Below are 21,546 nucleotides of genomic sequence, written 5' to 3'. Positions count from 1 at the left end.
ACAGAATTTTGCACTATGCAGAAGCTTAAAAACAAGCATTAATTCTACAAAATAATAAGTATACTGCGCACAAATTTTACCTCAGCCAACATTTACCTCAATATAAGGCTCAAAATTATGATTATTGGCGTACCAAAAGAGATAAAAAACCACGAATACCGCGTTGGCATGACTCCAGCCAGCGTACGCGAGTTGGTTAACCATAAGCACAGCGTGCTGGTTGAGACCAATGCTGGCATCGGCATTGGCTTTACCGATGAAGACTACACCGCAGCAGGTGCGACTGTATTGGCAACAGCCGCTGAAGTGTTTGCTAAAGCAGAGATGATTGTAAAAGTAAAAGAACCACAGGCTGTTGAGCGTGCGATGTTGCGTGAAGGCCAGATCCTGTTTACTTACCTGCACCTTGCCCCGGACTTACCACAAACTGAAGATTTAATTAAATCAAAAGCCATTTGTATTGCCTACGAAACGGTTACCGACAATCGTGGTGGCCTACCGCTGTTAGCACCTATGTCAGAAGTTGCTGGCCGTATGTCTATTCAGGCTGGAGCCCGCGCCTTAGAGAAATCATGCGCTGGCCGCGGTATGTTGTTAGGTGGTGTACCTGGCGTAGCACCAGCCAAAGTGGTTGTAATCGGTGGTGGTATGGTAGGTACCAACGCTGCTCAGATGGCTGTTGGCCTGGGTGCAGATGTAACAGTGCTGGATCGCAGTGTTGACGTACTGCGCCGTATCAATGCGCAGTTCAACGGTGCCGTTAAAGCTATTTACTCTACTGCTGATGCACTGGAGCAGGAAGTACTGGCGGCAGATTTAGTTATCGGTGGCGTATTGGTGCCAGGCGCTGCAGCCCCCAAACTGGTTACAAAAGATCATATCAAGCGTATGAAACCCGGCTCAGCTATTGTAGACGTTGCCATCGACCAGGGTGGCTGTGTGGAAACGTCTAAACCGACGACCCACGCTGATCCAACCTACATTGTTGACGACGTAGTGCATTATTGTGTAGCAAACATGCCTGGCGCCGTGCCACGTACATCAACGTTCGCGCTGAACAACGCAACACTGCCATTTATTATCCGTCTGGCAAATAAAGGCTACAAACAAGCACTACTTGATGATCAGCACTTAATGAACGGCTTGAACGTCATTAATGGCCAGGTAACAAACCAAAGCGTTGCTGAAGCGTTAGGTTTTACCTTTGTTGAACCAAAAACCGCACTAAACGCTTAATGCTCAATAAATAAGCAGCTGCAGAAGAAGGCCGGATATCCGGCCTTTTTTATTTAATCGACTTTTTTATTGCACGACAACGGTTTATTTGTATTTAGCTATATACATTCCGTGCAGACCTGCTATAGTGCTTACCGGCCTGTAAAGCAGACCTATGTAACAAAATGTTTATGAAAACTTCGCTACACAGCTTCATTGTAAGTCATGTCCTGAAGATTCACGCACGTTTGGCCGCATAAGTAAGGTAACAGTCAGGCTAAAAGCGCAATTAAGCGTCAATTAGTTTATTAAAATTTTTAGGAGTCATTCATGGCTAAAGTAACTGGTGTAGTTAAGTGGTTCAACGCTGATAAAGGTTTCGGTTTCATTACTCAGGACAACGGCGGCGCAGACGCTTTCGTTCACTTCCGTGCAATCCAGACTGAAGGTTACAAAACCTTAAACGAAGGTCAGCGCGTTTCTTTCGAAATCGAACAAGGCCAAAAAGGCCCACAAGCTGCTAACGTTACAGTTCTGTAATTTAAGCGCTTGCAAAAAAGGACACCTCGGTGTCCTTTTTTATTTGCAGCAATGTCAGTGTTCATCCCGGACAAAAGCAATATTTGCAAAACCCATGCGGGCAAACTCCTGCTGACGATAGTTCTTTACAGCAGCTCCCCGCTTCGCCGTCATCGCAACCTGCTGTTCCATTGCAAGAAACGCTCTTAAATCAATACCTTCAGCTGCAGCTACCGCTTCGTACATATCGCGATACTTATCGTAACTGAAGTTGATAATTTTATGTTGATTTTTAAAGGTATAACTAATTTGTCTGGCCATCTGCCTCTCCGGTTATTGCTATACTGCCAGGCTTACACAGCAAACAAGAAAAAATCAGTAGTAATGAGCCAGCCAGCAATGTCATAACATTCTCTTCGCGGTTCCAAAGCAGAATATTGACCAGTAAGCCTGCTGGGATCAGCATATTATTCATCACCGCCAGAGTACCACTGCTTACCCTGGTAGCGCCTTTGTTCCACCAAAAATAGCCACCACCCGACGCTACCAACCCAAGCCAAAGCAAAACTGACCATTGTGTCGCGCTATCCGGGTATTGCGTACCGCCGAGTATCAGCCAGGCCGGCAAAGCAACAGCCAGAGCCCCTGCATAGAACCAGGCGAATAGCTGGTGTTGGGCAATCACTAATGGCTGTTTCTCCAGTAATATTTTATAGCCCACTTGCCCTAGTGCGAAACACAGATTAGCGCACTGCACAATGATAAAACCTAGCCAATAACCCTGTGTCAGGCCCTGATAACGCATAATAGCTGCGCCAAGCACCGCAACGACAGCTGCCAGTAAAAACCGGTAACGAAAACGCTGTTGCAAGGCATCATACAGTAGTGTGATATAAACCGGTGTAAAGATAGTAAAAATGAGCACTTCAGGCACGCTAAGCAGCAAAAATGACTGATAATAAAACAGATACATCAGCCCCAGTTGCACGGCGCCTAATGCCGATAATTTAGCTGCCAGTAGCCAGGGCAAACGACGCATAAATGGCAGGAAAACCAACAGCGCCAGCCCCACACGCAGTAATACCGCAAAGTAGGGATCAACCTGACCGGCTAAGTACACACCAATCAGGCTAAATGAAAACGCCCATAGCAGTGTTACGCCGACAAGATAGCTCAAAGTGTTTCATCCAGCTGTTGCTGTTTCACCAGAGGCGCAGCATACAGCGCACTTAACATAGGCGCAGCTGCCACTGGCACCGCTTGCAAGCGGTTTTGCCACTGCTGAGCAACCTGTTCGTTAACAGAAGTATGTTCCTGGCCTGCAGCCAGATAATTGATGGGAAACAGACGGTACTGTTGCCAGATTTGCTGATCTATAAGCGCAGCCAGCTGTTCAGGTTCGGCTAGAACCTCGCTGATTGGCTTACCAAAACCGACATGAACCCGACCTTTAATGCCGACTATGCCTTTAATGATACTGTCTATGTCTTCAAACTCAGCTTTTTGATACGCGCCTTGCGTTTGCTTGTGCCACAGTTCTTTAACTTTATCGGCGTCACAGGGATCATATTCGTATGACAAACAGACCGGCACTATATTCAAGCCTGCCATGTAGCTAGCAAACTCTTCGCCGCGTTTTTTGCCTTCCATATAAAACATTTTCAGAATAGCCGGATCTGTTTCATCGTTACCGTCTTTGGCCCGGCCTTCTTTTTGCGCGATCCAGATTGAATGTTTTTGCTCAAGTGAGTGCTTAATGTAACCCGATAGCTGAGACAGGTTTTTAAGCATCTCGCGCGGGCCTTTAGCCCCCCTTTTTACGATAAAGCTTTTGTTTAATTTCATCAGCTCAGTGGCACAGGCTTTACGTAGCAGGTTATCGCCTATCGCAATGCGCACTGTGTCAAAGCCATGGTGATGCAGACACCAGTTCACCAATGCGGGGTCCATCGCAATATCGCGGTGGTTTGAAATAAATAAATAGGCTTTATCCTGCTGTAGCTGCTCTATTCCAGACACTGTCACTTTGTTAGTTGTGTTGTCTATCATCCGATCCATAAAACCGGCAACCTGTTTTTGCACCGCATGCACGGTATTCAGCTTTGCCCAGCGTCTTTTTAACGCAAACTTGACCAGCGGTGACAGCAACCAGCCGAATGGCCCCGACAGGTGGGGAAAACGGTAATGCAAAATAGCCTGAATAAACTCGTCATCTGCTATTAGCCGGGCTATAGCAGGTGCAACTTCGGCATCGTTGTAGGGCCGTATATCGGCGTATAGATCCTGTTCTGACACGTAAATCACTATGTTGGTAAGCCAAAAGAGCGCTCATTTTACTGGGTTAGCGAAATTTCACCAGTGCCAAACCCATTTAAGCCCATATTACAATGACAGCAGCAATAACAATAAGTGCCAGCCCCAGGTGATCTGTTTGTTTAAGTTTCTCTTTAAAAATAAAAGCTGAAATAAGTAGCATAAACAACACTTCAACCTGCCCGAGTGTTTTAACCAGTGCAACAGATTCCAGACTCATTGCTGTGAACCAGCCGACAGAGCCCACACAGCTGCATACACTCACTGCCAGCGTTAATTTGCGGTGTCGCCATAATGCGAGCAGAACCTCCCTGTCTTTTAACGCCAGCCAAAGCGTCAGAACCAGGGTTTGCAGCAATATCACCAGTAACAGCACCCAGGCCGCACCATGCGGAAAAGGCAAACCTAATGTCAGACTGGCCTGGCGCACCCACAACGACGTTAGCGCAAAGGCCAGACCGCTACCCAGCCCAAGCAATAACACCTGAAACGACAGCTGTTGCAGGCGTGCTCCACTGAGTAAAAACACTGCACAGCCGCCGAGAAATACGCCAAACCAGCCCCATAGCGTTAAGCTTTCTGCAAAAAACAACACGCCGAGCATCGCTGCCAGTACCGCTTCGCTTTTTGCCAGGCCGGCGCCAATAGCATAATTTTTTAGCTGAAATAGTTTTACCATTAATGCCGTGGCCAGTATCTGCGCCAGTGAAGCACCAATGATAAAACCGGCAAAAGTGCCGCTGAACTCTGGCATGGCTGCAGGCCGCCAGGCATATAACGCCCAAAGATAGAAAGCGGCCAGAGGTGAAGCAAAGATAAAACGGGCAAGTGTTACGCCAGCCACGCTGACATCTTTACTCAGCTGCTTTTGAAACGCATTGCGCCAAGCCTGCATGAAAGCAGCCAGTAAGGTAAAGGGGATCCACAGCATCACTGCACACCAGAAAGGACGTAAAGATGGCTATATTAACAAGGGGCTGCGCATTAAGATAGCTGGCCGCAACTATAGTGCACATTCAACCTGCTGATGTATAAAGCTCGCTGGTTGGTGAAAATAGCGACAGTCAACCATTACAGCATTGCTTTCTGGCGGGGAATCATTATGATACGCCGTACATCGGTACGTAGCGCAGCTTGGTAGCGCACTGTCATGGGGTGTCAGGGGTCGGAGGTTCAAATCCTCTCGTACCGACCATTATTCCTCAAAACAAAGCCCCGCTGTTGCGGGGCTTTGTTTTTTTGCGCTAAATTTTAAAACCGCTGAGCGACTTTTTCATTTCACTGGCCATTTGCCTTAGCTGCTGGCTGGCAGCAGATAACTCACCGGATTTCGCAGTGGTACTTTCCACAGCGTCAGCGATGTTTTCCATATTTTCGTTTATCGTGCCCGATACCACCGCCAGCTCTTCTGTTGCACTGGCCAGTTGGTCATTCACATCCGTAATGCTGGAGACCGCGGCATTAATACGGCCAAGCGCTTCATTAGCCTGTTGCGAGCAGCTAATCGTTTGTTCAGTTTCCGTTTTACTCTGCGCCATAGATTGTACAGCGTTGGTAGAGTCCTGCTGAATACCCTGTATGCGCTGATTAATATCCTGTGTCGACGCCTGCGAACGGCTGGCCAATGTACGCACTTCGTCGGCAACCACGGCAAAACCACGGCCCAGCTCGCCAGCCCTTGCTGCTTCAATGGCCGCATTCAGTGCCAGTAAGTTTGTCTGCTCAGCAATAGCACCTATTACATCGGTTACCGCACCCACCTCTTCGCTGCGCTTAGACAGCTTAGCGATAACATCAGATACCTGCTCCAGTTTAACTTTCAGCGCATCTATTGCTGTAATAGTTTGCTTAACCGCAGCAACGCCATTTTGTGCCTCCTGGTCGGCGTCACGCGCAGCTTTTGCCGCGGTTGTCGCACTACGGGCCATATCTTCACAGGTCGCGGTCATTTCATTTACGGCTGTAGCCACCTGAGCAGTCTGATCCATCACATTTTGCAGGATTTGCTGGGTATGCTGACTGGTATCATCCAGCGCTTCTGACTGCGCGGCCAGTTGCTCTGCCATGGCAGTTTGCTGGGAAATAATGCCCCTTAATTGGAGCACCAGACTACTCAAAGCAGCGAGCAAGCTGCTGTTATCGCCTGGCTGCAGTGAAAAATGTACTGAGAAATCTCCTGCAGCTACCTGCTGTACCAAAGCCTTGGTATCGGCCACCTCGCCACCAAGCGCCTGCAAAAGCCAGCGCCGTATATACAGCGATATGCCCACGGTCAGCGCAATGATCAGTAGTACAACGGCCCCGACCTGGCGGGCCACATGCCAGAATGCTGCTTTAACGTCGTCGATATAAATACCTGAACCCAGCACCCAACCCCAGCGTTCATCTTTTGCCACATATGACAGTTTGGTATAGCGCTCTTCAGTAACCCCGCCACCTTTCACCGGCTTTGGCCATTGATATTCAACAAAGCCACTGCCATAGCGGTTAATGACATCGACAATGCTGACGAATAAATTAGCATTATCCAGAGTTTGCTGTTGGCTGCCATCACGGTTACGCATCAAAGTTGCATAGTTAAAACTGGGCTTGTCCAATACTGTGCCTTCGAGTGCTGGCACGGTTGGGTGCATTATCATGCTGGGCACTGGCCGCCCTGTGTCGTTGATCCAGATATATTCAGTGCCGTCATAACGGATGACTTTAATCGCTGCCATCGCTTGCTGCTTAGCTTGTTCTTCTGTCAGTGCTCCACTTTGTGCAAGTGACTGATAGTGTTTTACTACACTCAGCGCACTGTCGATAACCGCCACAACGCGGTTTTGTCTGCCTTCAATCAGGCTATGGTTTAATGCACTCAGCGCAACCGCTGCTAACACTAAAAAGCCTAATAGCGCCAATACGGGAATGCTGAGTAACCGACCGCCCACCGTCTTCCAAAATCCCATGATCTATCCTTACTAATGCTGTTTTTATACCAGTTGAAAACTGAATTTATTTTTTTGAACAGATACTTATTTAAAACAATTTCAGCATAGCCGCCGTTTTCAACCTTGTCACTTCTTGTAATTGTGCCCGCTACAAGGTAGAACTGATAGCTCGCTCAGAACGGAGTACACTATGTTTTACAGCAGATTCAACGCCTCACTCTTGTTGCTGCTAACTCTTAGCTGCAGTGCCTTAAGCAATGAGAATAGTATCGGTGCAGTGGCATCTCCTGACCAATATGGCGCAGCTGTTGCTGAACAGATAATGCGCAGTGGCGGCAATGCTGTCGATGCGGCAGTGGCCACCGCCTTCACATTGGCTGTCACCTACCCGGAAGCCGGCAACATAGGCGGCGGTGGCTTTATGACCATCTGGTTTGATGGCAAGCCCTACTTTCTGGATTACCGCGAGACTGCGCCCGGCAGCGCGCACAGAGATATGTATCTGGATGAAGATAAACAGGTCATTGACGAGCTTAGCTTAGTCGGTCATAAAGCCAGTGGAGTCCCTGGCACTGTCATGGGCTTGTGGCAAGCACATCAGCGCTTTGGCAAGCTGCCCTGGGCAGACTTAGTCGCCCCGGCGATTCACTATGCGCAAAATGGTTTTGCCGTCGCTGAAAACCAGTATCAGTATCGGGCCGACTTATTACAACAACTGGAAGGCAAAACCAACTTTGGCAAGTATTTCTCTGCTATGCAAAGCGGCCAAACGTTTAAACAGCCTGAGCTTGCCGCCACGTTAAGCCGCATTGCCGAAAAGGGCCCGGCAGATTTTTATCAGGGCGAAACCGCAGATTTACTGATAGCCCAGATGCAGCGCGGCGGCGGCCTCATTACCAAAGCCGATTTAGCCGCATATAAAGCAGGCTGGCGAGAACCGGTCATTACCAACTGGCAGCAATATCAGCTTATTACCACAGCGCCGCCCAGCTCAGGTGGTATAGCACTTAGCCAACTGCTGGGATTAAAGCAGCGCCGCAATGGCGATTTTAAAAACGTAACATTAAACAGCAGCCAGTATGTGCATCTGGTGGCTGAAATTGAAAAGCGGGTATTTGCCGATCGCGCCGACTATCTGGGCGATCCTGATTTTACTGCAGTGCCGCAGCAGCAACTGCTCGCAGCTGATTATCTGGATAAGCGGGCCAGCGAAATTAACCCAGCCGCTATTTCAGCCACAGCAGCCGTTAATCCAGGTCTAGAGGGCTACCACACCACGCATTTTTCCGTACTGGACAAGCACGGCAATGCCGTCTCCAATACCTATACCCTAAACCTGGACTTTGGCAGCGGTGTCGTGGTCGAAGGTGCTGGCTTTTTACTGAATAATGAAATGGACGACTTCTCTGCCAAGGCTGGTGTCCCCAATGCCTTTGGTGTTGTCGGCAACGCCGCTAACGCTATCGCACCGGGTAAACGCATGCTGTCATCAATGACCCCGAGTTTGCTGGTTCAAAATAACGAAGTCGAGCTCGTTATTGGCACCCCGGGCGGCTCAACTATTTTTACCAGCATATTTCAGGTCATGACAAACCTGTATCATTTTAACTTGCCCCTGGCTGACGCTGTGGCCGCCCCCCGTTTTCATCATCAGTTACTGCCTGAAAATCAAATTACGATGGAGCCCTACGCCCCCCTGTCAGATGAAGTGCAAAGACAATTAAAAGAACGCGGTTATAACCTGGTAACCCAAAGCTGGAATTTGGGCGATATTCAGGTAATAAAACGTACCCATGGCAAAGTGGAAGCTGCCGCCGATCCGCGCTCACGTGGTGTAGCTAAGGTATTCAGTTATTAACCTATGCAGTGTTTTAATGTTAAACCCCTCAGTCTTCACTTATCGGCAGTGCTGGTTTTAGCCATTTGCCATCCGCTTGGCGCAGATGTGCTAAAACCGGCCACCGAGGCCATAGCAGCGCAACCGGTACTGACATTTTGCTATGAAGACAAACAGCTATTACCCTACTACACAGAAAACAGCCGCGATATTCCCGACCGCCCGGGGGCAACCATCGAGCATTTAAAGATAGCGGCAGAGCAAGTCGGCATTACAATAAAGCTTACACGTATGCCCTGGTTGCGCTGTCTGCAGCAGCTTGAAGACAATAGCGTAGATGCCCTGGTAGCAGCTTATGACAAAGACCGGGCACACTATACCGAATATCCCAAACGCAGCGATGGCAGCGCTGATCCAAGCCTTGCTATTAATCAGTTAGGCTTGTGCCTGGCGCACAGGTTTGACAACCCCATTGAGCACAAAATAGCGGCACAACAGCAATTGACCGTGTCACGGCCTTTAGGCTATAAACCCATTCCGTTTCCGGAAAATACTCTACTGATCGGTGCGCAGTCACCCGATAATGCGCTGGATCTTGTTATTAACGGCCGGGTCGATGCGACCACCGTATTGTGCCAGCTCAACGGTGTCGATGCCCGCGAGCGCCACCTGAACTTACTACCTCTACAACTGCTGTATCCGCCACTGCACCAGAGCTTTGGTTATCTGATGCTAAGCAAAGCTTTTTACCACCAGCACCGACAGTTGTCTGAGCAGCTTTGGCAGACGCTGCCGCAAACGCTGAATAAATTGCGTTACCTGGAGTATCTGAGCTATCCAGACTAAGCCAGAAAGTGGATAGAGAAACACCGTATTCTATACGCGCGGTTATTGCGACGGGGCAAACAAAAAAGCCGGGCTTGGTGTGCACCCGGCTTTTGGACATCAGACTTCGGTATAAACAACCCCCTGAATGAACTCAGAGGTTGGTGAAGAAGTCCGCAGGATCCGGCGCGTTGCGCCGTGGTGGTTCGCCGTTTGGCATGCCAAGATATAAAAAACCAACGATTTCGTCATCTTCAGCCAGGCCGAGTTCCTGTTTTACAAAATCCAGCTGGGCATAAGTGCCAGTGCGCCAGATGCCGCCAAAACCCTGTGCGAATGCAGCTTGCTGCATGGCCATGACTGCACAGGCAGCCGAATGTTGCTGCTCTGTTAACGGGATTTTGCTACTTTCGACGGCTTTAGCAATACAGACAATGACCATAGGTGCGCGCAGTGGTAGCTGACGGGCGCGCTCCAGCATGTCATTACTGATGGCAGGGTCGTCTTCTACCGCCGCTTCAGCAAAAATATCGCCCAACCGGCTAAGCGCCTGGCGGCCTTCAGCGATGATAAAACGCCACGGACGTAAACCGCCATGATCCGGCACTTGCAGCGCGGCACGCTTAATATTGTCCAGCACCTCACCTGCCGGCGCAGGCTCAGTTAAACGGGCTGAAGAATAACGGCTGGTGAGTAATGTCAATGCATCCATAAAAAACCCCAATGGTGGTAGCTGCGCGCAGCCTAGCAAATTAACAGTAACCTTTACATCAGATTATGGCAAGGTGATGCCTGTCTGATGGCCTTTCAAACAGTTTGTTGAAATTTAATGCGCCCTGGCCCACAGTGCCTGCTGATACAGTGCTACATATTGCTTGGCCGAGCTTGGCCAGCTGAAGTTTTGCAGCATGCCATTTTGCTGTACCCGGCGGTAGCTTTCAGCTTTACTAAAAAGCTGCTGTGCCTGTTGCAATGCGGCCAACGTTGACTCCACATCTGCATCGACAAAACCTATACCCGTTGCGCCCCTGCCCGGCCAGGGTTTAACAGTGTCTTTCAGGCCTCCGGTTAAACGTACCACCGGCACACTGCCATAGCGCAGGCTATACAATTGGTTAAGGCCGCAGGGTTCAAATAAAGAAGGCATCAGAAAAAAATCGCCGGCAGCTTCTAACTGATGAGCCATCGCATCGCTAAACCCGTGCACAAAACGAAACTTAGCCGGAAAATCCCACTGCAGGGCTTCAAGTGCCAGGCAGTACTTTGCCTCGCCGGTGCCCATAATAATAACGCGCGCATCTGCCATTGCCAGCCAGGCTCGCAGCGCCGGGATCAGATAATCATAGCCTTTTTGCCCGGTCAGCCGGCTTACAGCGACAAACAACGGCGCTTTGGTTGGCGCAAGGTGAAAATGTTCTAACATCGCCAGCTTACACTGCTGTTTACCTTGCATGGCGCCAATATCAAAATGCTGAGCCAGATACCTGTCGTGGCCCGGATGCCAGATATCGTAGTCACAACCGTTTAAAATGCCTGAGAAATCCGCGATACGCTGCTGATATAAAGCAGCAAGGCCGGCAGCTTGCGGCTCCTGTATTAATTCATCGCGGTAGCCTGCACTTACCGTGTTGAGCTTGTCGGCGTAAGTTAGGGCCAGTGCCAGAAAATTCAGCTCGTCGTGGCGCTGAGGCTCTATATCAAGCTCCTGACGCCAGTGAGGTGCACAGCGCTCCTGATAGGCGCCATTGTGAATACTAAACACAAAAGGCAAGGTACCAAGTGCGGTGTCTGCATAATGGGTTTTCAGGTAGCAGGCCGTGGCTGCGCTTTGCCAGTCATGGCCATGAACAAGATCAAACTGCTGCCCGGTTTGCAGCGTCCATTCCAACACAGCTTTGCAAAAAAACGCAAACCGTAGCGGGTTGTCACTGTAACCATGCTCACCATCATCGTACGGCCTTTCGCGGCGAAAAAAATCATCATGCTCAACCAGCGCAATATCAGCGCCATAGTGCTTAAAGTGCCTGACAGCGCAGCCGAACGGCCGACCGCCCAGTGTAAAATATACCGATTGCCAACTGTCGGTATGCTGTTTGTACAGGCTGGCGTAACGCGGTAACGCAACCGTTACCTCGTGGCCTTCGGCAATCAGGCTTTGCACCAGCCCTCGGCATGCATCGGCCAGGCCGCCGGTTTTGATCAGCCCTTCATATTCACTGCATATAAACAATATCCGCACTATCTACTGCCTTTTCGTTGTTTCACTCAAACCCAACCATGGCACCTTTGGGTATCACAATAACGCCACTGGCGGAGATATGAAAACGTTGCTTATCCAAAACGGGATCCTCGCCGATTATAGTGCCCGGCGCAATCTTGACATCTTTATCAATAATGGCGCGACGAATGCGGCAACCCCGGCCAATATCGTTGTTACCCATCAGTACGCACTTTTCAATATAGGCGTGGCTGTGTACATGCACGTTATGACCCAGAATAGACTGATAAACAATTGAGCCGCTAACGATACAGCCTGATGCCACCATTGAGCTTATGGCCTGCCCGGTGCGGTTGGCTTCATCGTGTACAAACTTCGCCGGTGGTACCGGTGGCGTATAGCCGCGCAGTGGCCAGTACCTGTTATATAAATCAAACGGCGGCTCGACAGAGATAAGGTCCATATTGGCTTCGTAGTATGAATCTATGGTGCCGACATCGCGCCAGTAACCGCTGCTGCTCGGGCTTTCACCGCGGATAACATTAGACGAAAAATCATAAACATACACATCACCCGATGGGTACAACTGCGGAATAATGTTATGGCCGAAATCGTGTTTCGAGTCGGCTTTGGCGGCATCATCTTCCAGTACTGAAACCAATGTTTTGGCTTCAAAAATATAATTACCCATAGACGCCAGTACAAAATCCGGATTACCCGGTATCGTTTTCGGGTTGGTTTTCGGTTTTTCTTCAAAGCCAATCATTTTGCCGTTGGCATCGACTTCAATCACACCAAACTCGTGCGCCTGCGCTACCGGCACAGGTATGGCCGCAACGGTCAGGCGGGCATTTTTCTGCCGGTGGTAATCCAGCATCTGCCTTACATCCATTTTGTAAATGTGGTCACCACCAAATACGCAGACATGCTCCGGATCCAGGCCGTGGATCAGATGCAGGTTCTGGTAGATGGCATCAGCTGTACCCAGATACCAGTGTTTACCGGTTTGCATTTGTGCTGGTATAGGGTCGATAAAGCGGTTAGTTAAGCCGGTAACACGCCAGGCACGGCTTAGGTGTTTCATTAGTGAGTGCGATTTAAATTGAGTGATAACAAAAATTTGCAGCAAATCTGAGTTAACAAAGTTATTCATCACAAAATCGATGATGCGATAATTTCCACCAAAAGGTACAGCTGGTTTTGCCCTGACACCGGTTAAAGGTGCTAAACGCGTACCTTCGCCACCGGCCAGAATCATGGTTAATACCCCGGACATAAAAACTCCCTGTTCAGCTCAACGTGTGTAATTTATTTTCAGGTTGCAAAGCTAATACCACAATAGCAGTAGCTGTTAGCAAATGGCTAGCAGTCCTTAGCAATAAGGTTTCACAGGTTCTAAATGAACAGATATTTATGACACTGATATAACAAAGGCACCAAAACGGTGCCTTTGAGCAGCAGGCGCACAGCATTGGTGCGATGCCTTCACCAGAACAGCACATGACATCAGCTGTCAGATGACAGCGGCAAGCTCTGCTCCCTGACGGATCGCCCTTTTCGCATCCAGCTCAGCTGCAACATCGGCGCCGCCGATAAGATGTGCTTTAATACCTTTTTGCGCAAGCTCCGGCACCAGTGCACGCAGCGGTTCCTGGCCGGCACAGATCACCACGTTATCGACGTTCAGGCAGCGCTCTTCTCCGGCAATTTCAATCCACAAGCCGTTGTCGTCAACGCGCAGATAATTTACCCCCGCTATCATCTCGACGCCTTTCTTCTTTAACGAGGCTCGGTGGATCCAGCCGGTTGTTTTACCCAAGCCAGCACCCACTTTACTGGTTTTACGCTGCAGCAGGTAAATTTTACGCGCAGCAGGTGGCTGGGTTTCATCGGGCAGCAAGGCGCCTCTGGCCTGATAGTTTTTATCAATCCCCCAGTCTTTTAACCACGCATCTGGTTGCAATGTCAGCGAATGAGGCTCAGTTAAATACTCGGCAACGTCAAAACCGATCCCTCCCGCGCCAATAATGGCAACATGCTGACCGACCGCTTTATGGTCACGCAATACATCCAGATAACTGAGTACTTTATCGTGGTCACTGCCAGTCAGGCCGATATCACGCGGCACTATACCGCTGGCCAGTACGACTTCATCAAAACCGCCACTGGCCAAGCTATCTGCCGTTTGTTCACTGTTTAAATGCAGTTTAACGGCATGTAATTCCAGCATACGGCCGAAATAACGTAACGTTTCATGAAACTCTTCTTTGCCGGGAATTTGTTTAGCGTAGTTAAACTGTCCGCCAATCTGATGCGATTTATCGAACAAATGCACTTCATGGCCGCGCTGGGCAGCATAGACGCTAAATGCCAGGCCTGCCGGGCCTGCACCGACAACGGCTATTTTTTTGCGCTGCTGCGCCGGGGTAAAATTCAGTTCGGTTTCGTAACAGGCACGCGGGTTAACCAGACAACTGGCGCGCTTATTTTGAAACACATGATCAAGACAGGCCTGATTACAGGCAATACAGGTATTAATCAGCCCAGCCTGATTTGCCGCAGCTTTATTAACAAACTCGGCATCCGCTAAAAATGGCCGCGCCATACAGACCATGTCCGCCTGGCCACTGGCCAGAATATCTTCAGCCACCTGCGGGTCATTAATACGGTTGGTGGCAATCACCGGAATATTCACTTCTGCTTTTACCCGGGCAGTGACCCAGCTAAATGCTGCCCGTGGCACCATAGTGCCAATTGTTGGCACACGGGCTTCATGCCAGCCAATACCGGTGTTAATTAAGCTGGCGCCGGCATCAGTAATCGCCTTTGCCAACGCCACAACTTCATCATAGCTATTGCCATCTTCCACCAGGTCCAGCATCGACAAGCGGTAGACAATGATAAAATCTTCACCGCAGGCGTCACGCACCGCTTTAACCGTTTCGACGGCAAAGCGACAACGGTTTTCAAAACTGCCACCCCACTCATCTTTACGCTGGTTAGTGCGCAGACAAATAAACTGATTAATCAGATAGCCTTCTGAGCCCATTACTTCAACGCCATCATAACCGGCTTTTTTAGCAAGCTTGGCAGAGTGCGCAAAATCTCTGATAGTACTGCGCACCTGCCGCGATGACATTTGTGATGGTTTAAACGGCGTTATGGGCGACTTAATTTTGCTTGGTGCAACGCTAAACGGATGATAGCCATAGCGGCCAGCGTGCAACAGCTGCAGGCATATTTTCGCGCCATGCTGATGCACAGCTTGTGTCACTTCTTTATGTTTACCGGTTTGCCACCAAAAACTAAGCTGGCTGCCAAATGGCACCAGATTGCCGCGAAAATTTGGGCTGATGCCGCCAGTGATAATCAAACCAACTCCACCTTTGGCGCGCTCGGCATAAAAGGCAGCAAGTTTAGTAAAGCCTTGCTTTTCTTCTTCCAGCCCGGTGTGCATCGAGCCCATAATGACGCGGTTTTTCAGCGTGGTGAAACCCAAGTCCAGTGGTTGTAATAGTTTTTGGTATGCCACATTAGCCTCTCTGGTCGTACCTGTTGTTTGTGGCAGACTTTAGCCGCTTTGTCTGCCGATAGCAAGCTGCGCCTGCACTGACGCAGAGTGTTACACATTTACTTACAAATTCCACTTAGCCTTTGACAGTAAATTGTTTAGCATACAAGCATGCATAAATAGTGATGCAACAACAGGAATACCCTATGACCAATAAAAATCCCGGCCCGATCCGCCGGTTGTTCAGTGCCATTGGCCGGCTGTATCGCGGCTTCCGTTCTGTCATTTTAAACCTGCTGTTTATTGGCCTGGTTGTCGTTATCGCAATGTCCATTTTTGGTGGCGACGATAACGTTGAAGTGCCGCCAACAGCTGCGCTAGTACTTAATCTGACCGGTGACCTGGTAGAAGAGAAACGCTGGACAGACCCTATCGCAACGGCAATCAACGAAAGTCTGGGCGGTCAGGAAGAAGCGCCTGAAGTGTTGGTCAGTGATGTGGTTACGGTAATAAAACAAGCCAGCAGCGACAACCGTATTCAGGCGCTGGTGCTGGATTTATCGATGTTAGGCCATGGTTCACTGGATAAAATGCAGCGCATTGGTGCAGCCATCGAAAGCTTTAAAGCCGCCGGTAAAAAGGTGTTTGCCTACGGTGGTTTTTACGGCCAGACCCAATACTACCTTGCCAGTTACGCTGACGAGATAAACCTGAGCCCGATGGGCACAGTGTTGCTTGAAGGTTATGGCAGCTACCCGATGTATTACAAAAATGCGTTAGAGAAGCTGAAAATTAATACCCATGTGTTCCGGGTGGGTACCTATAAATCAGCGGTAGAGCCATTTTTGCGCAACGACATGTCTGATGCAGCAAAAGAAGCCAATTCTGCCTGGTTAAATGAATTGTGGGGCGACTATAAAGAGCAGGTCGCGCAGCGCCGTGGTTTTGCCATAGACAACTTCGATGAAACTTACAGCTCACTGTTGGAAAAGCTGCAAGCTGCAAACGGTGACTTAAGTCAGTATGCTGTCAATGCCGGTTTGGTCGACAGCATCAAAACCCGTGAAGAGTTTCGTCGCGAGCTGGTAGCTATTGTCGGTGAGAACGACGAGCACACTTACAACCACGTTACTTTCCAGGATTACGCACATCTGGTTGTGCCTTCAAAACAGTTTGATAATCCGGTTACTGACAAGGTTGCTGTAGTGGTAGCACGCGGTGTGATTGTTGATGGTTATGCCAAAGCAGGCTCAGTTGGCGGTGACTCTACAGCTGAACTGCTGCGTAAAGCACGCTTTGACGATAAAGTAAAAGCCGTTGTACTGCGTATCGATAGCCCAGGCGGTAGCGCTTATGCGTCGGAAATAATTGGTCAGGAGATCCGTCTGCTGCGTGAAGCCGGTAAACCGGTTATCGCATCTATGGGCTCTGTTGCGGCGTCTGGCGGTTACTGGATAGCAGCACCGGCCAATGAAATTTGGGCATCACCTACAACCATTACTGGCTCTATTGGCATCTTTGGTCTGCTGCATACAGCTGAAGACGCGTTACCGGTGCTTGGCCTGAATGTAGACGGTGTCGGCACTACCGAGCTTGCTGGTTTAAGTAACGGCTTACCACTGTTTAAAGGTTTGGACGATAAAGCAGCTGATCTGTTCCAGCTATTAATTGAACGTGGCTACAGCGAGTTCTTAACGCTGGTTAGCGAAAACCGCAATATGACAGCAGAAGAAGTAGACAAGATTGCCCAGGGCCGTGTCTGGACAGGCCGCAAGGCACAGGAGCTGGGCCTGGTAGATAAACTGGGCAGCTTTGGCGATGCCATTAAAGCCGCAGCCGATAAAGCCGGTTTAAGCCACTATGATGTCAAAGTGGTACAGCAGGATCTGACACCGGGCGAGCAGATGATTAAAGATTTACTGGGTGAAGCCAAGGTTCAGGGCTGGTTGCCACAATCGGAAGCCAGCGCAGAGCAGAAATTGCTTGGCAAGTTAACCAAGCAACTGAAACAGGATTTTGTGCTGATGAACCAGTTCAATGATCCAAATGGTGTTTATTCATACTGTGTAAGCTGCAGCATTAACTGACAGCCCTAGCGAAGTCTATTACAATGCCCGGCAATGACCGGGCATTTTTATATTGATAATATGAGCAGAAAACGTATTTATGTCGCCTACACCGGCGGCACCATCGGCATGCAGCACTCAGATCAAGGCTATGTGCCTGTACCGGGTTTTTTAACCGATACCGTAAAGAGTATGCCGGAGTTTTACCGGCCGGAAATGCCTGAGTTTGATATTCACGAATATCACCCGGTGATAGATTCATCTGACATGACACCCGAGCATTGGCGCCATATTGCAGAAGATATTCAGCAGCAGTACCCGCACTACGACGGTTTTGTTGTGTTGCATGGCACAGACACTATGGCTTATACCGCATCTGCGCTATCGTTTATGCTGGAAAACCTGCAAAAGCCGGTCATTATTACCGGCTCACAAATTCCGCTGGCACAAATGCGCTCAGACGGACAAGTGAACCTGCTAAATGCGCTGTATCTGGCGGCGAACTACCCGATTGCTGAAGTTGCCTTGTTTTTCAACAACCAGCTGTTTCGCGGTAACCGCGCCACCAAAGCCGATGCCAATGGCTTTAATGCGTTTGCTTCACCTAATTTTCCACCGCTGCTTGAAGCCGGTATTCATATCAGCCTGGTTGCCGGCAAATTAAGTCAGACCAAACTGGCAGCCCCATTGACACTGGCACACATTATTCCGCAACCGATCAGTGTGGTGACCTTATATCCCGGCATCAGCACTGAAGTGATCCGCAATATGACCGCGGCGCCGGTAAGAGCGTTGATTATCAAATCTTTTGGCGTTGGCAATGCGCCGCAGCGGCCAGAGTTGTTACAAATTCTCAGTGACGCCAGCCAGCGCGGCCTGATTATCGTAAACTGCACTCAGTGCTTTAAAGGCACCGTTAATATGCAAGGCTACGCCACTGGCAACGCCCTGAAACAAAACGGTGTAATAAGCGGCTACGATATGACATTGGAAGCAGCACTGACCAAGTTGCACTATTTACTGAGTAAAAACTTGTCTGCTGATGAAGTACGCCAGCAAATGCAGCAAGACCTGCGTGGAGAGCTGACAGCAGGTTAACCTGCTGTCATTTATGGCTTAGCCAAATAAGCACAGCTCAGGCAAAAACGGCCTTTACCCGCTGCAACAGCGGTAGCTCTGTCGCTTGTACAGCACCAAACTGCAACCAGCGGCGCAGCAGACTGTGTTTATCCAGCGCCACGCCCTGATTATGCTTATCTGACAACAGTAACAGCTGAACTTGCTGCCTTGCCGCCTGATCGGGTGACGGCATATCGGTCACAATTTCCAGCGCCAGCGTCAGTTGCTCGCGACTGAACTGCTGTTCTTGCTGTTTGGCAAACACATCCCGGTACGCAGCAGGCAATTGTTCGGCACTGACAGCAGGGTCCTGCAACAACTCAAACATCGCAGCAAATTCCTGAGTGTTCTGTTGCTGCAGCCATTGTTGCTGCGCTTGCTGTAGTTTACTTTGCAGCTGCCGTACACTTTGCTGTGCGCCCACGCTGTGAGTCTCTATCGCCTGCAGCTTTTGCTGTAATGCATTGAACTCTGCTGCACTGTCAGCTTGTTGTAATAAGGCCTCTAACGCATTGAGTTGCAGAGTAATCTGTTCCAGCTCAGCCTGCTCGGCGGCTTTTTGCTGTAACACCTGCTCCGCCCGGGCATTAAAGAAGCTGTCACACACTGCACGAAATTCTGTCCACAGTGCCTGATCCTGCTTACGAGCGGCCTGGCCCAGTTGCTTCCATTGTTGCTGGCACTCCTTTAACGCTTTGGCGGTCAGGTTAGCATCGTTCAGTGCTAAGGCGCTTTGTGCTTTGACAATAAGCTGCTGTTTAGCCTGAGCAACCTGTTGCTGGATTGCTGTCAGGTGTTCACGCGAAGGCGCCAACGCCTGAGTAAAAGCGTCGTTTAAGGCGTTAAATTGCTGTTTATCCACTGCCCCAGCTTGTTGCCAGGCCTGCTTCAACTGGTGCAGTTGTTGTTCCAGTGTTTTCGCATCCAGTTGCTCTGATTGTATTGCTTGCGCGCTGGCAATAAGCTGCTCACGCTGCTTTACATGCTCTGCGCGCAGCGCGTCCTGCGCAGCAAAATAGCTGCGACATGGTGCAAATGCCCGCTCGCAGGCTGCATCAAAATCATCATTTAACTGCTGCTCCAATGCTGGATCAGCCTTACCCAATGAGTTCCACTGTGCCCGTGCCTGCTTCACCTCATCGGCGCGCTGACGGATAAGATTATCAGGCAGCTCTGCGCTAAGCGTTTGCATTTGCGCCAGTAATTGTTGCTTACGTGGCGTCGCGATATATTCCTGCCAGTCTGCAAGCTCGGCCATTTTTTCACTGGCAAACTCGTAGTCTTTACCAAGCGCCTGTTGCTGCGACGCCGTCAGCTGCGCATAATCCTGCTCTATGCCCTTAAACAGACCAAACAGCACCTTATATTTACCGGCCGAATATAATCTGCGGTACTGCGCCAGTTTACTGCGGCATTGACGTTGTACTTTCTCACTCTGGGCGGTAAAACCTACCGCAGCATTTTGCCATTGCCGGGCCAAATCGTCTTTCGCCTGTTGCAGACTATCCGGCACGGCAATCACCAGCGCCTTACTTAGCCTGCGCCAGTCTTGCTGCCATTGGGACAGCTGCGCCGCCAGTGACTGGTATTCTTCCACTGTTGACGGGACTTTCTGTGCGGCCCAGTCTGCCACCAACCGGGTAAGCTGCGCCAGTTGATCAGCCAACGCCGGCAACTGCTGCAGTTGTTGCTGTAACTGTTTGACCTGCTTTGTCAGCTCGGATTTATCTGCAACATCAGCCTCTGCCAACGCCTGCTCAAAGGCCTGCAAATGCGATTCAAGTTGCTGTGCTGCGCTGATATCGGCGTTGAGCAAAGCCTGCTGCAAACCTTGCTTAAGAGCATCAACTTGCTGCTGTAATGCCTTATAAGCGGCCCGCTGCTCTGTTTCTCGTTGTTGCTGCGCCTGGATCTCATTCAGCTGCGCCAGTTTCGGAGCCAACCACTGCTGCAGTTGGCTGTTGATTTTTTCATACTTAGTACGAAATTCCTGCGCCTCCTGCGCCAGACACTCCAGCTCAGGTTCCAGTTGCTGCCACTGCGCCTGATACTCTTCCAGCTGCGCCGGTATTTGCTCCAGCACAGTGCGTTCACGTAACGCATTTAATTTTGCCAGCAGTAACGTCAGTTGTTTACGTAATTGCGGCGGCTTTTGTTTTTGCTCATGCAGCGCTTGCAGTTTTTGCAGCACCTCAGTTTGTAACTCACCGTCAAGCTGGCGCGCCAGTTTCTCCAGCACTTTCTCATCGGTAAGGCCAGCCAGCAATTGTCGTTTTTGCGCCAGCTGTAATACCGGCTCCTGCAGTGCTTTGTGTTTCAGCTCTGCCTTATTAAGACGCTGTAACAAACTAAATTTAATACCAGCATCTGTTTCTGTTTGTGCCAATTGCTCCAGAATACTGCTACGGTTGCATTGAGCAATAAACTGCAGTTTTAACTTCGCTTCCACTTTATTTTGTAGCAACTGTTCTATCAGCGTTTGCTCAGCCAGATGCTGTATACGCTCAGCGCTGTCGTGTTTACTTGCCTGCCACCACAGTGAAAAGTCGTTCAATTTCACCAATGCCGCTTTACGCACGGCTTCTGCGCCATCGTTAAACGCTAGTTCATGCAGTATACTCTTATGCTCTTGATTATTTTGGTCTAACTGCGCTATAGCTTGTTGGCGCACCGCAGCGTCGGCATGCTGCCATTTTGGTTTGAAAAAACGTTTAAAGATCATCGTGCGAAAACCTTGCGATAGACGGCTGGGTATCGAATTGCTTTTTAAGCTCGGCTTTAGATTTATGTACCATCTGACCATCTGCCCCTATGGTGAACAGCTCATCAGATTTAAGCACCTGCGCCTGATAGGCCATGACCAATTGCAAACTGTGTTGGCGCTGCGCGTCGCTCATAACATTGCCATCGGCCCAGCGTCCTGTTGCTACCGCTTCGGCCAACTTTTCATAAGTATCAGGCGTCATGGCCTGTACAAGAGCATTAAAGTTCAT

17 protein-coding genes and 1 tRNA gene are annotated in these 21,546 nt (G+C 49.7%); 7 read left to right on the top strand and 11 right to left on the bottom strand.

Annotation, left to right across the window (positions count from 1 at the left end; all coding sequences use genetic code 11):
* Positions 1–117: 117 nt before the first annotated feature.
* Both ald and cspE read left to right on the top strand, forming a co-directional pair.
* Positions 118–1,236, top strand: coding sequence for an alanine dehydrogenase (ald, locus tag LHL18_RS00650; RefSeq protein WP_134054947.1), 1,119 nt, complete (start codon positions 118–120; stop codon positions 1,234–1,236).
* Between the two features lie 309 nt (positions 1,237–1,545).
* Positions 1,546–1,755: a transcription antiterminator/RNA stability regulator CspE gene (gene cspE / locus LHL18_RS00645; protein WP_008222696.1), complete on the top strand. Its 210-nt coding sequence runs from the start codon at positions 1,546–1,548 to the stop codon at positions 1,753–1,755.
* 54 nt (positions 1,756–1,809) lie between these two features.
* On the opposite strand, the gene LHL18_RS00640 is transcribed toward cspE, so the two are convergent.
* From LHL18_RS00640 to LHL18_RS00625, 4 genes are all read right to left on the bottom strand, one after another.
* Positions 1,810–2,055: a DUF2960 domain-containing protein gene (locus LHL18_RS00640; protein ID WP_134054950.1), complete on the bottom strand. Its 246-nt coding sequence runs from the start codon at positions 2,053–2,055 to the stop codon at positions 1,810–1,812.
* Positions 2,039–2,911, bottom strand: coding sequence for an EamA family transporter (locus LHL18_RS00635; RefSeq protein ID WP_226765370.1), 873 nt, complete (start codon positions 2,909–2,911; stop codon positions 2,039–2,041). Before LHL18_RS00635 ends, LHL18_RS00640 begins: the two co-directional genes overlap by 17 nt.
* On the bottom strand, positions 2,908–4,029 hold the full coding sequence (locus tag LHL18_RS00630; RefSeq protein WP_226765369.1) for a lysophospholipid acyltransferase family protein: 1,122 nt from the start codon (positions 4,027–4,029) through the stop codon (positions 2,908–2,910). The genes LHL18_RS00635 and LHL18_RS00630 overlap by 4 nt, the downstream gene beginning before the upstream one ends.
* Positions 4,030–4,105: 76 nt before the next feature.
* Positions 4,106–4,978 (bottom strand): DMT family transporter, encoded by an 873-nt coding sequence (locus LHL18_RS00625; protein WP_226765368.1) that lies wholly within the window; start codon positions 4,976–4,978, stop codon positions 4,106–4,108.
* Between the two features lie 187 nt (positions 4,979–5,165).
* Between LHL18_RS00625 and LHL18_RS00620 the strand changes: the two genes are divergently transcribed.
* A tRNA-Pro gene (locus tag LHL18_RS00620) sits at positions 5,166–5,242 on the top strand.
* 49 nt (positions 5,243–5,291) lie between these two features.
* On the opposite strand, the gene LHL18_RS00615 is transcribed toward LHL18_RS00620, so the two are convergent.
* The gene (locus LHL18_RS00615) at positions 5,292–6,995 is read right to left on the bottom strand and encodes a methyl-accepting chemotaxis protein (RefSeq protein WP_226765367.1); all 1,704 of its coding nucleotides are present in this window, start codon (positions 6,993–6,995) and stop codon (positions 5,292–5,294) included.
* Positions 6,996–7,167: 172 nt separating this feature from the next.
* On the opposite strand from LHL18_RS00615, the gene ggt reads away from it, so the two are divergent.
* Both ggt and LHL18_RS00605 read left to right on the top strand, forming a co-directional pair.
* Entirely contained in the window at positions 7,168–8,835 is a 1,668-nt protein-coding gene (gene ggt / locus LHL18_RS00610) for a gamma-glutamyltransferase (protein WP_226765366.1), read from the top strand.
* Between the two features lie 3 nt (positions 8,836–8,838).
* The gene (locus tag LHL18_RS00605) at positions 8,839–9,660 is read left to right on the top strand and encodes a type 2 periplasmic-binding domain-containing protein (protein ID WP_226765365.1); all 822 of its coding nucleotides are present in this window, start codon (positions 8,839–8,841) and stop codon (positions 9,658–9,660) included.
* Between the two features lie 133 nt (positions 9,661–9,793).
* On the opposite strand, the gene LHL18_RS00600 is transcribed toward LHL18_RS00605, so the two are convergent.
* The 4 genes from LHL18_RS00600 to LHL18_RS00585 all read right to left on the bottom strand — a co-directional run bounded on the left by LHL18_RS00600 (position 9,794) and on the right by LHL18_RS00585 (position 15,389).
* Positions 9,794–10,351: an NAD(P)H nitroreductase gene (locus tag LHL18_RS00600; protein WP_226765364.1), complete on the bottom strand. Its 558-nt coding sequence runs from the start codon at positions 10,349–10,351 to the stop codon at positions 9,794–9,796.
* Positions 10,352–10,465: 114 nt separating this feature from the next.
* A complete protein-coding gene (locus LHL18_RS00595) occupies positions 10,466–11,878 on the bottom strand; it encodes a glycogen synthase (RefSeq protein WP_226765363.1) in 1,413 nt (470 codons plus the stop codon).
* Positions 11,879–11,900: 22 nt separating this feature from the next.
* Positions 11,901–13,133 carry a glucose-1-phosphate adenylyltransferase gene (gene glgC / locus LHL18_RS00590; protein WP_134054968.1) on the bottom strand — a complete coding sequence of 411 codons (1,233 nt, stop codon included), beginning with the start codon at positions 13,131–13,133 and terminating at the stop codon, positions 11,901–11,903.
* 237 nt (positions 13,134–13,370) lie between these two features.
* Positions 13,371–15,389 carry an NADPH-dependent 2,4-dienoyl-CoA reductase gene (locus LHL18_RS00585; RefSeq protein ID WP_134054970.1) on the bottom strand — a complete coding sequence of 673 codons (2,019 nt, stop codon included), beginning with the start codon at positions 15,387–15,389 and terminating at the stop codon, positions 13,371–13,373.
* A 185-nt stretch (positions 15,390–15,574) separates the two neighbouring features.
* Between LHL18_RS00585 and sppA the strand changes: the two genes are divergently transcribed.
* Both sppA and ansA read left to right on the top strand, forming a co-directional pair.
* Positions 15,575–17,455: a signal peptide peptidase SppA gene (gene sppA, locus LHL18_RS00580; protein WP_226765362.1), complete on the top strand. Its 1,881-nt coding sequence runs from the start codon at positions 15,575–15,577 to the stop codon at positions 17,453–17,455.
* 60 nt (positions 17,456–17,515) lie between these two features.
* Positions 17,516–18,532 carry an asparaginase gene (gene ansA / locus LHL18_RS00575; RefSeq protein WP_134054974.1) on the top strand — a complete coding sequence of 339 codons (1,017 nt, stop codon included), beginning with the start codon at positions 17,516–17,518 and terminating at the stop codon, positions 18,530–18,532.
* A gap of 37 nt (positions 18,533–18,569) precedes the next feature.
* Here the strand turns inward: ansA and LHL18_RS00570 are convergent, their stop codons facing one another.
* The gene (locus LHL18_RS00570) at positions 18,570–21,275 is read right to left on the bottom strand and encodes a DUF349 domain-containing protein (RefSeq protein WP_226765361.1); all 2,706 of its coding nucleotides are present in this window, start codon (positions 21,273–21,275) and stop codon (positions 18,570–18,572) included.
* Positions 21,265–21,546 carry a YeaC family protein gene (locus LHL18_RS00565; protein WP_226765360.1) on the bottom strand — a complete coding sequence of 94 codons (282 nt, stop codon included), beginning with the start codon at positions 21,544–21,546 and terminating at the stop codon, positions 21,265–21,267. Before LHL18_RS00565 ends, LHL18_RS00570 begins: the two co-directional genes overlap by 11 nt.

Source organism: Rheinheimera aquimaris (assembly GCF_020531985.1).
In the GTDB taxonomy this organism is placed as follows: Bacteria; Pseudomonadota; Gammaproteobacteria; order Enterobacterales; family Alteromonadaceae; genus Alishewanella; species Alishewanella aquimaris.
The sequence above is the reverse complement of the archived record's forward strand: the minus strand, read 5'-3'. Positions and strand labels throughout refer to the sequence as shown.

What these genes read in the sequence shown, in the direction of transcription:
- glgC (WP_134054968.1), bottom strand. Translation starts at nt 13,133, where the DNA reads ATGTCCGGGGTATTAACCATGATTCTGGCCGGTGGCGAAGGTACGCGT.
- LHL18_RS00565 (WP_226765360.1), bottom strand. Translation starts at nt 21,546, where the DNA reads ATGAACTTTAATGCTCTTGTACAGGCCATGACGCCTGATACTTATGAA.
- sppA (WP_226765362.1), top strand. Translation starts at nt 15,575, where the DNA reads ATGACCAATAAAAATCCCGGCCCGATCCGCCGGTTGTTCAGTGCCATT.
- LHL18_RS00640 (WP_134054950.1), bottom strand. Translation starts at nt 2,055, where the DNA reads ATGGCCAGACAAATTAGTTATACCTTTAAAAATCAACATAAAATTATC.
- LHL18_RS00625 (WP_226765368.1), bottom strand. Translation starts at nt 4,978, where the DNA reads ATGCTGTGGATCCCCTTTACCTTACTGGCTGCTTTCATGCAGGCTTGG.
- LHL18_RS00615 (WP_226765367.1), bottom strand. Translation starts at nt 6,995, where the DNA reads ATGGGATTTTGGAAGACGGTGGGCGGTCGGTTACTCAGCATTCCCGTA.
- LHL18_RS00605 (WP_226765365.1), top strand. Translation starts at nt 8,839, where the DNA reads ATGCAGTGTTTTAATGTTAAACCCCTCAGTCTTCACTTATCGGCAGTG.
- LHL18_RS00570 (WP_226765361.1), bottom strand. Translation starts at nt 21,275, where the DNA reads ATGATCTTTAAACGTTTTTTCAAACCAAAATGGCAGCATGCCGACGCT.
- cspE (WP_008222696.1), top strand. Translation starts at nt 1,546, where the DNA reads ATGGCTAAAGTAACTGGTGTAGTTAAGTGGTTCAACGCTGATAAAGGT.
- ansA (WP_134054974.1), top strand. Translation starts at nt 17,516, where the DNA reads ATGAGCAGAAAACGTATTTATGTCGCCTACACCGGCGGCACCATCGGC.
- ald (WP_134054947.1), top strand. Translation starts at nt 118, where the DNA reads ATGATTATTGGCGTACCAAAAGAGATAAAAAACCACGAATACCGCGTT.
- LHL18_RS00600 (WP_226765364.1), bottom strand. Translation starts at nt 10,351, where the DNA reads ATGGATGCATTGACATTACTCACCAGCCGTTATTCTTCAGCCCGTTTA.
- ggt (WP_226765366.1), top strand. Translation starts at nt 7,168, where the DNA reads ATGTTTTACAGCAGATTCAACGCCTCACTCTTGTTGCTGCTAACTCTT.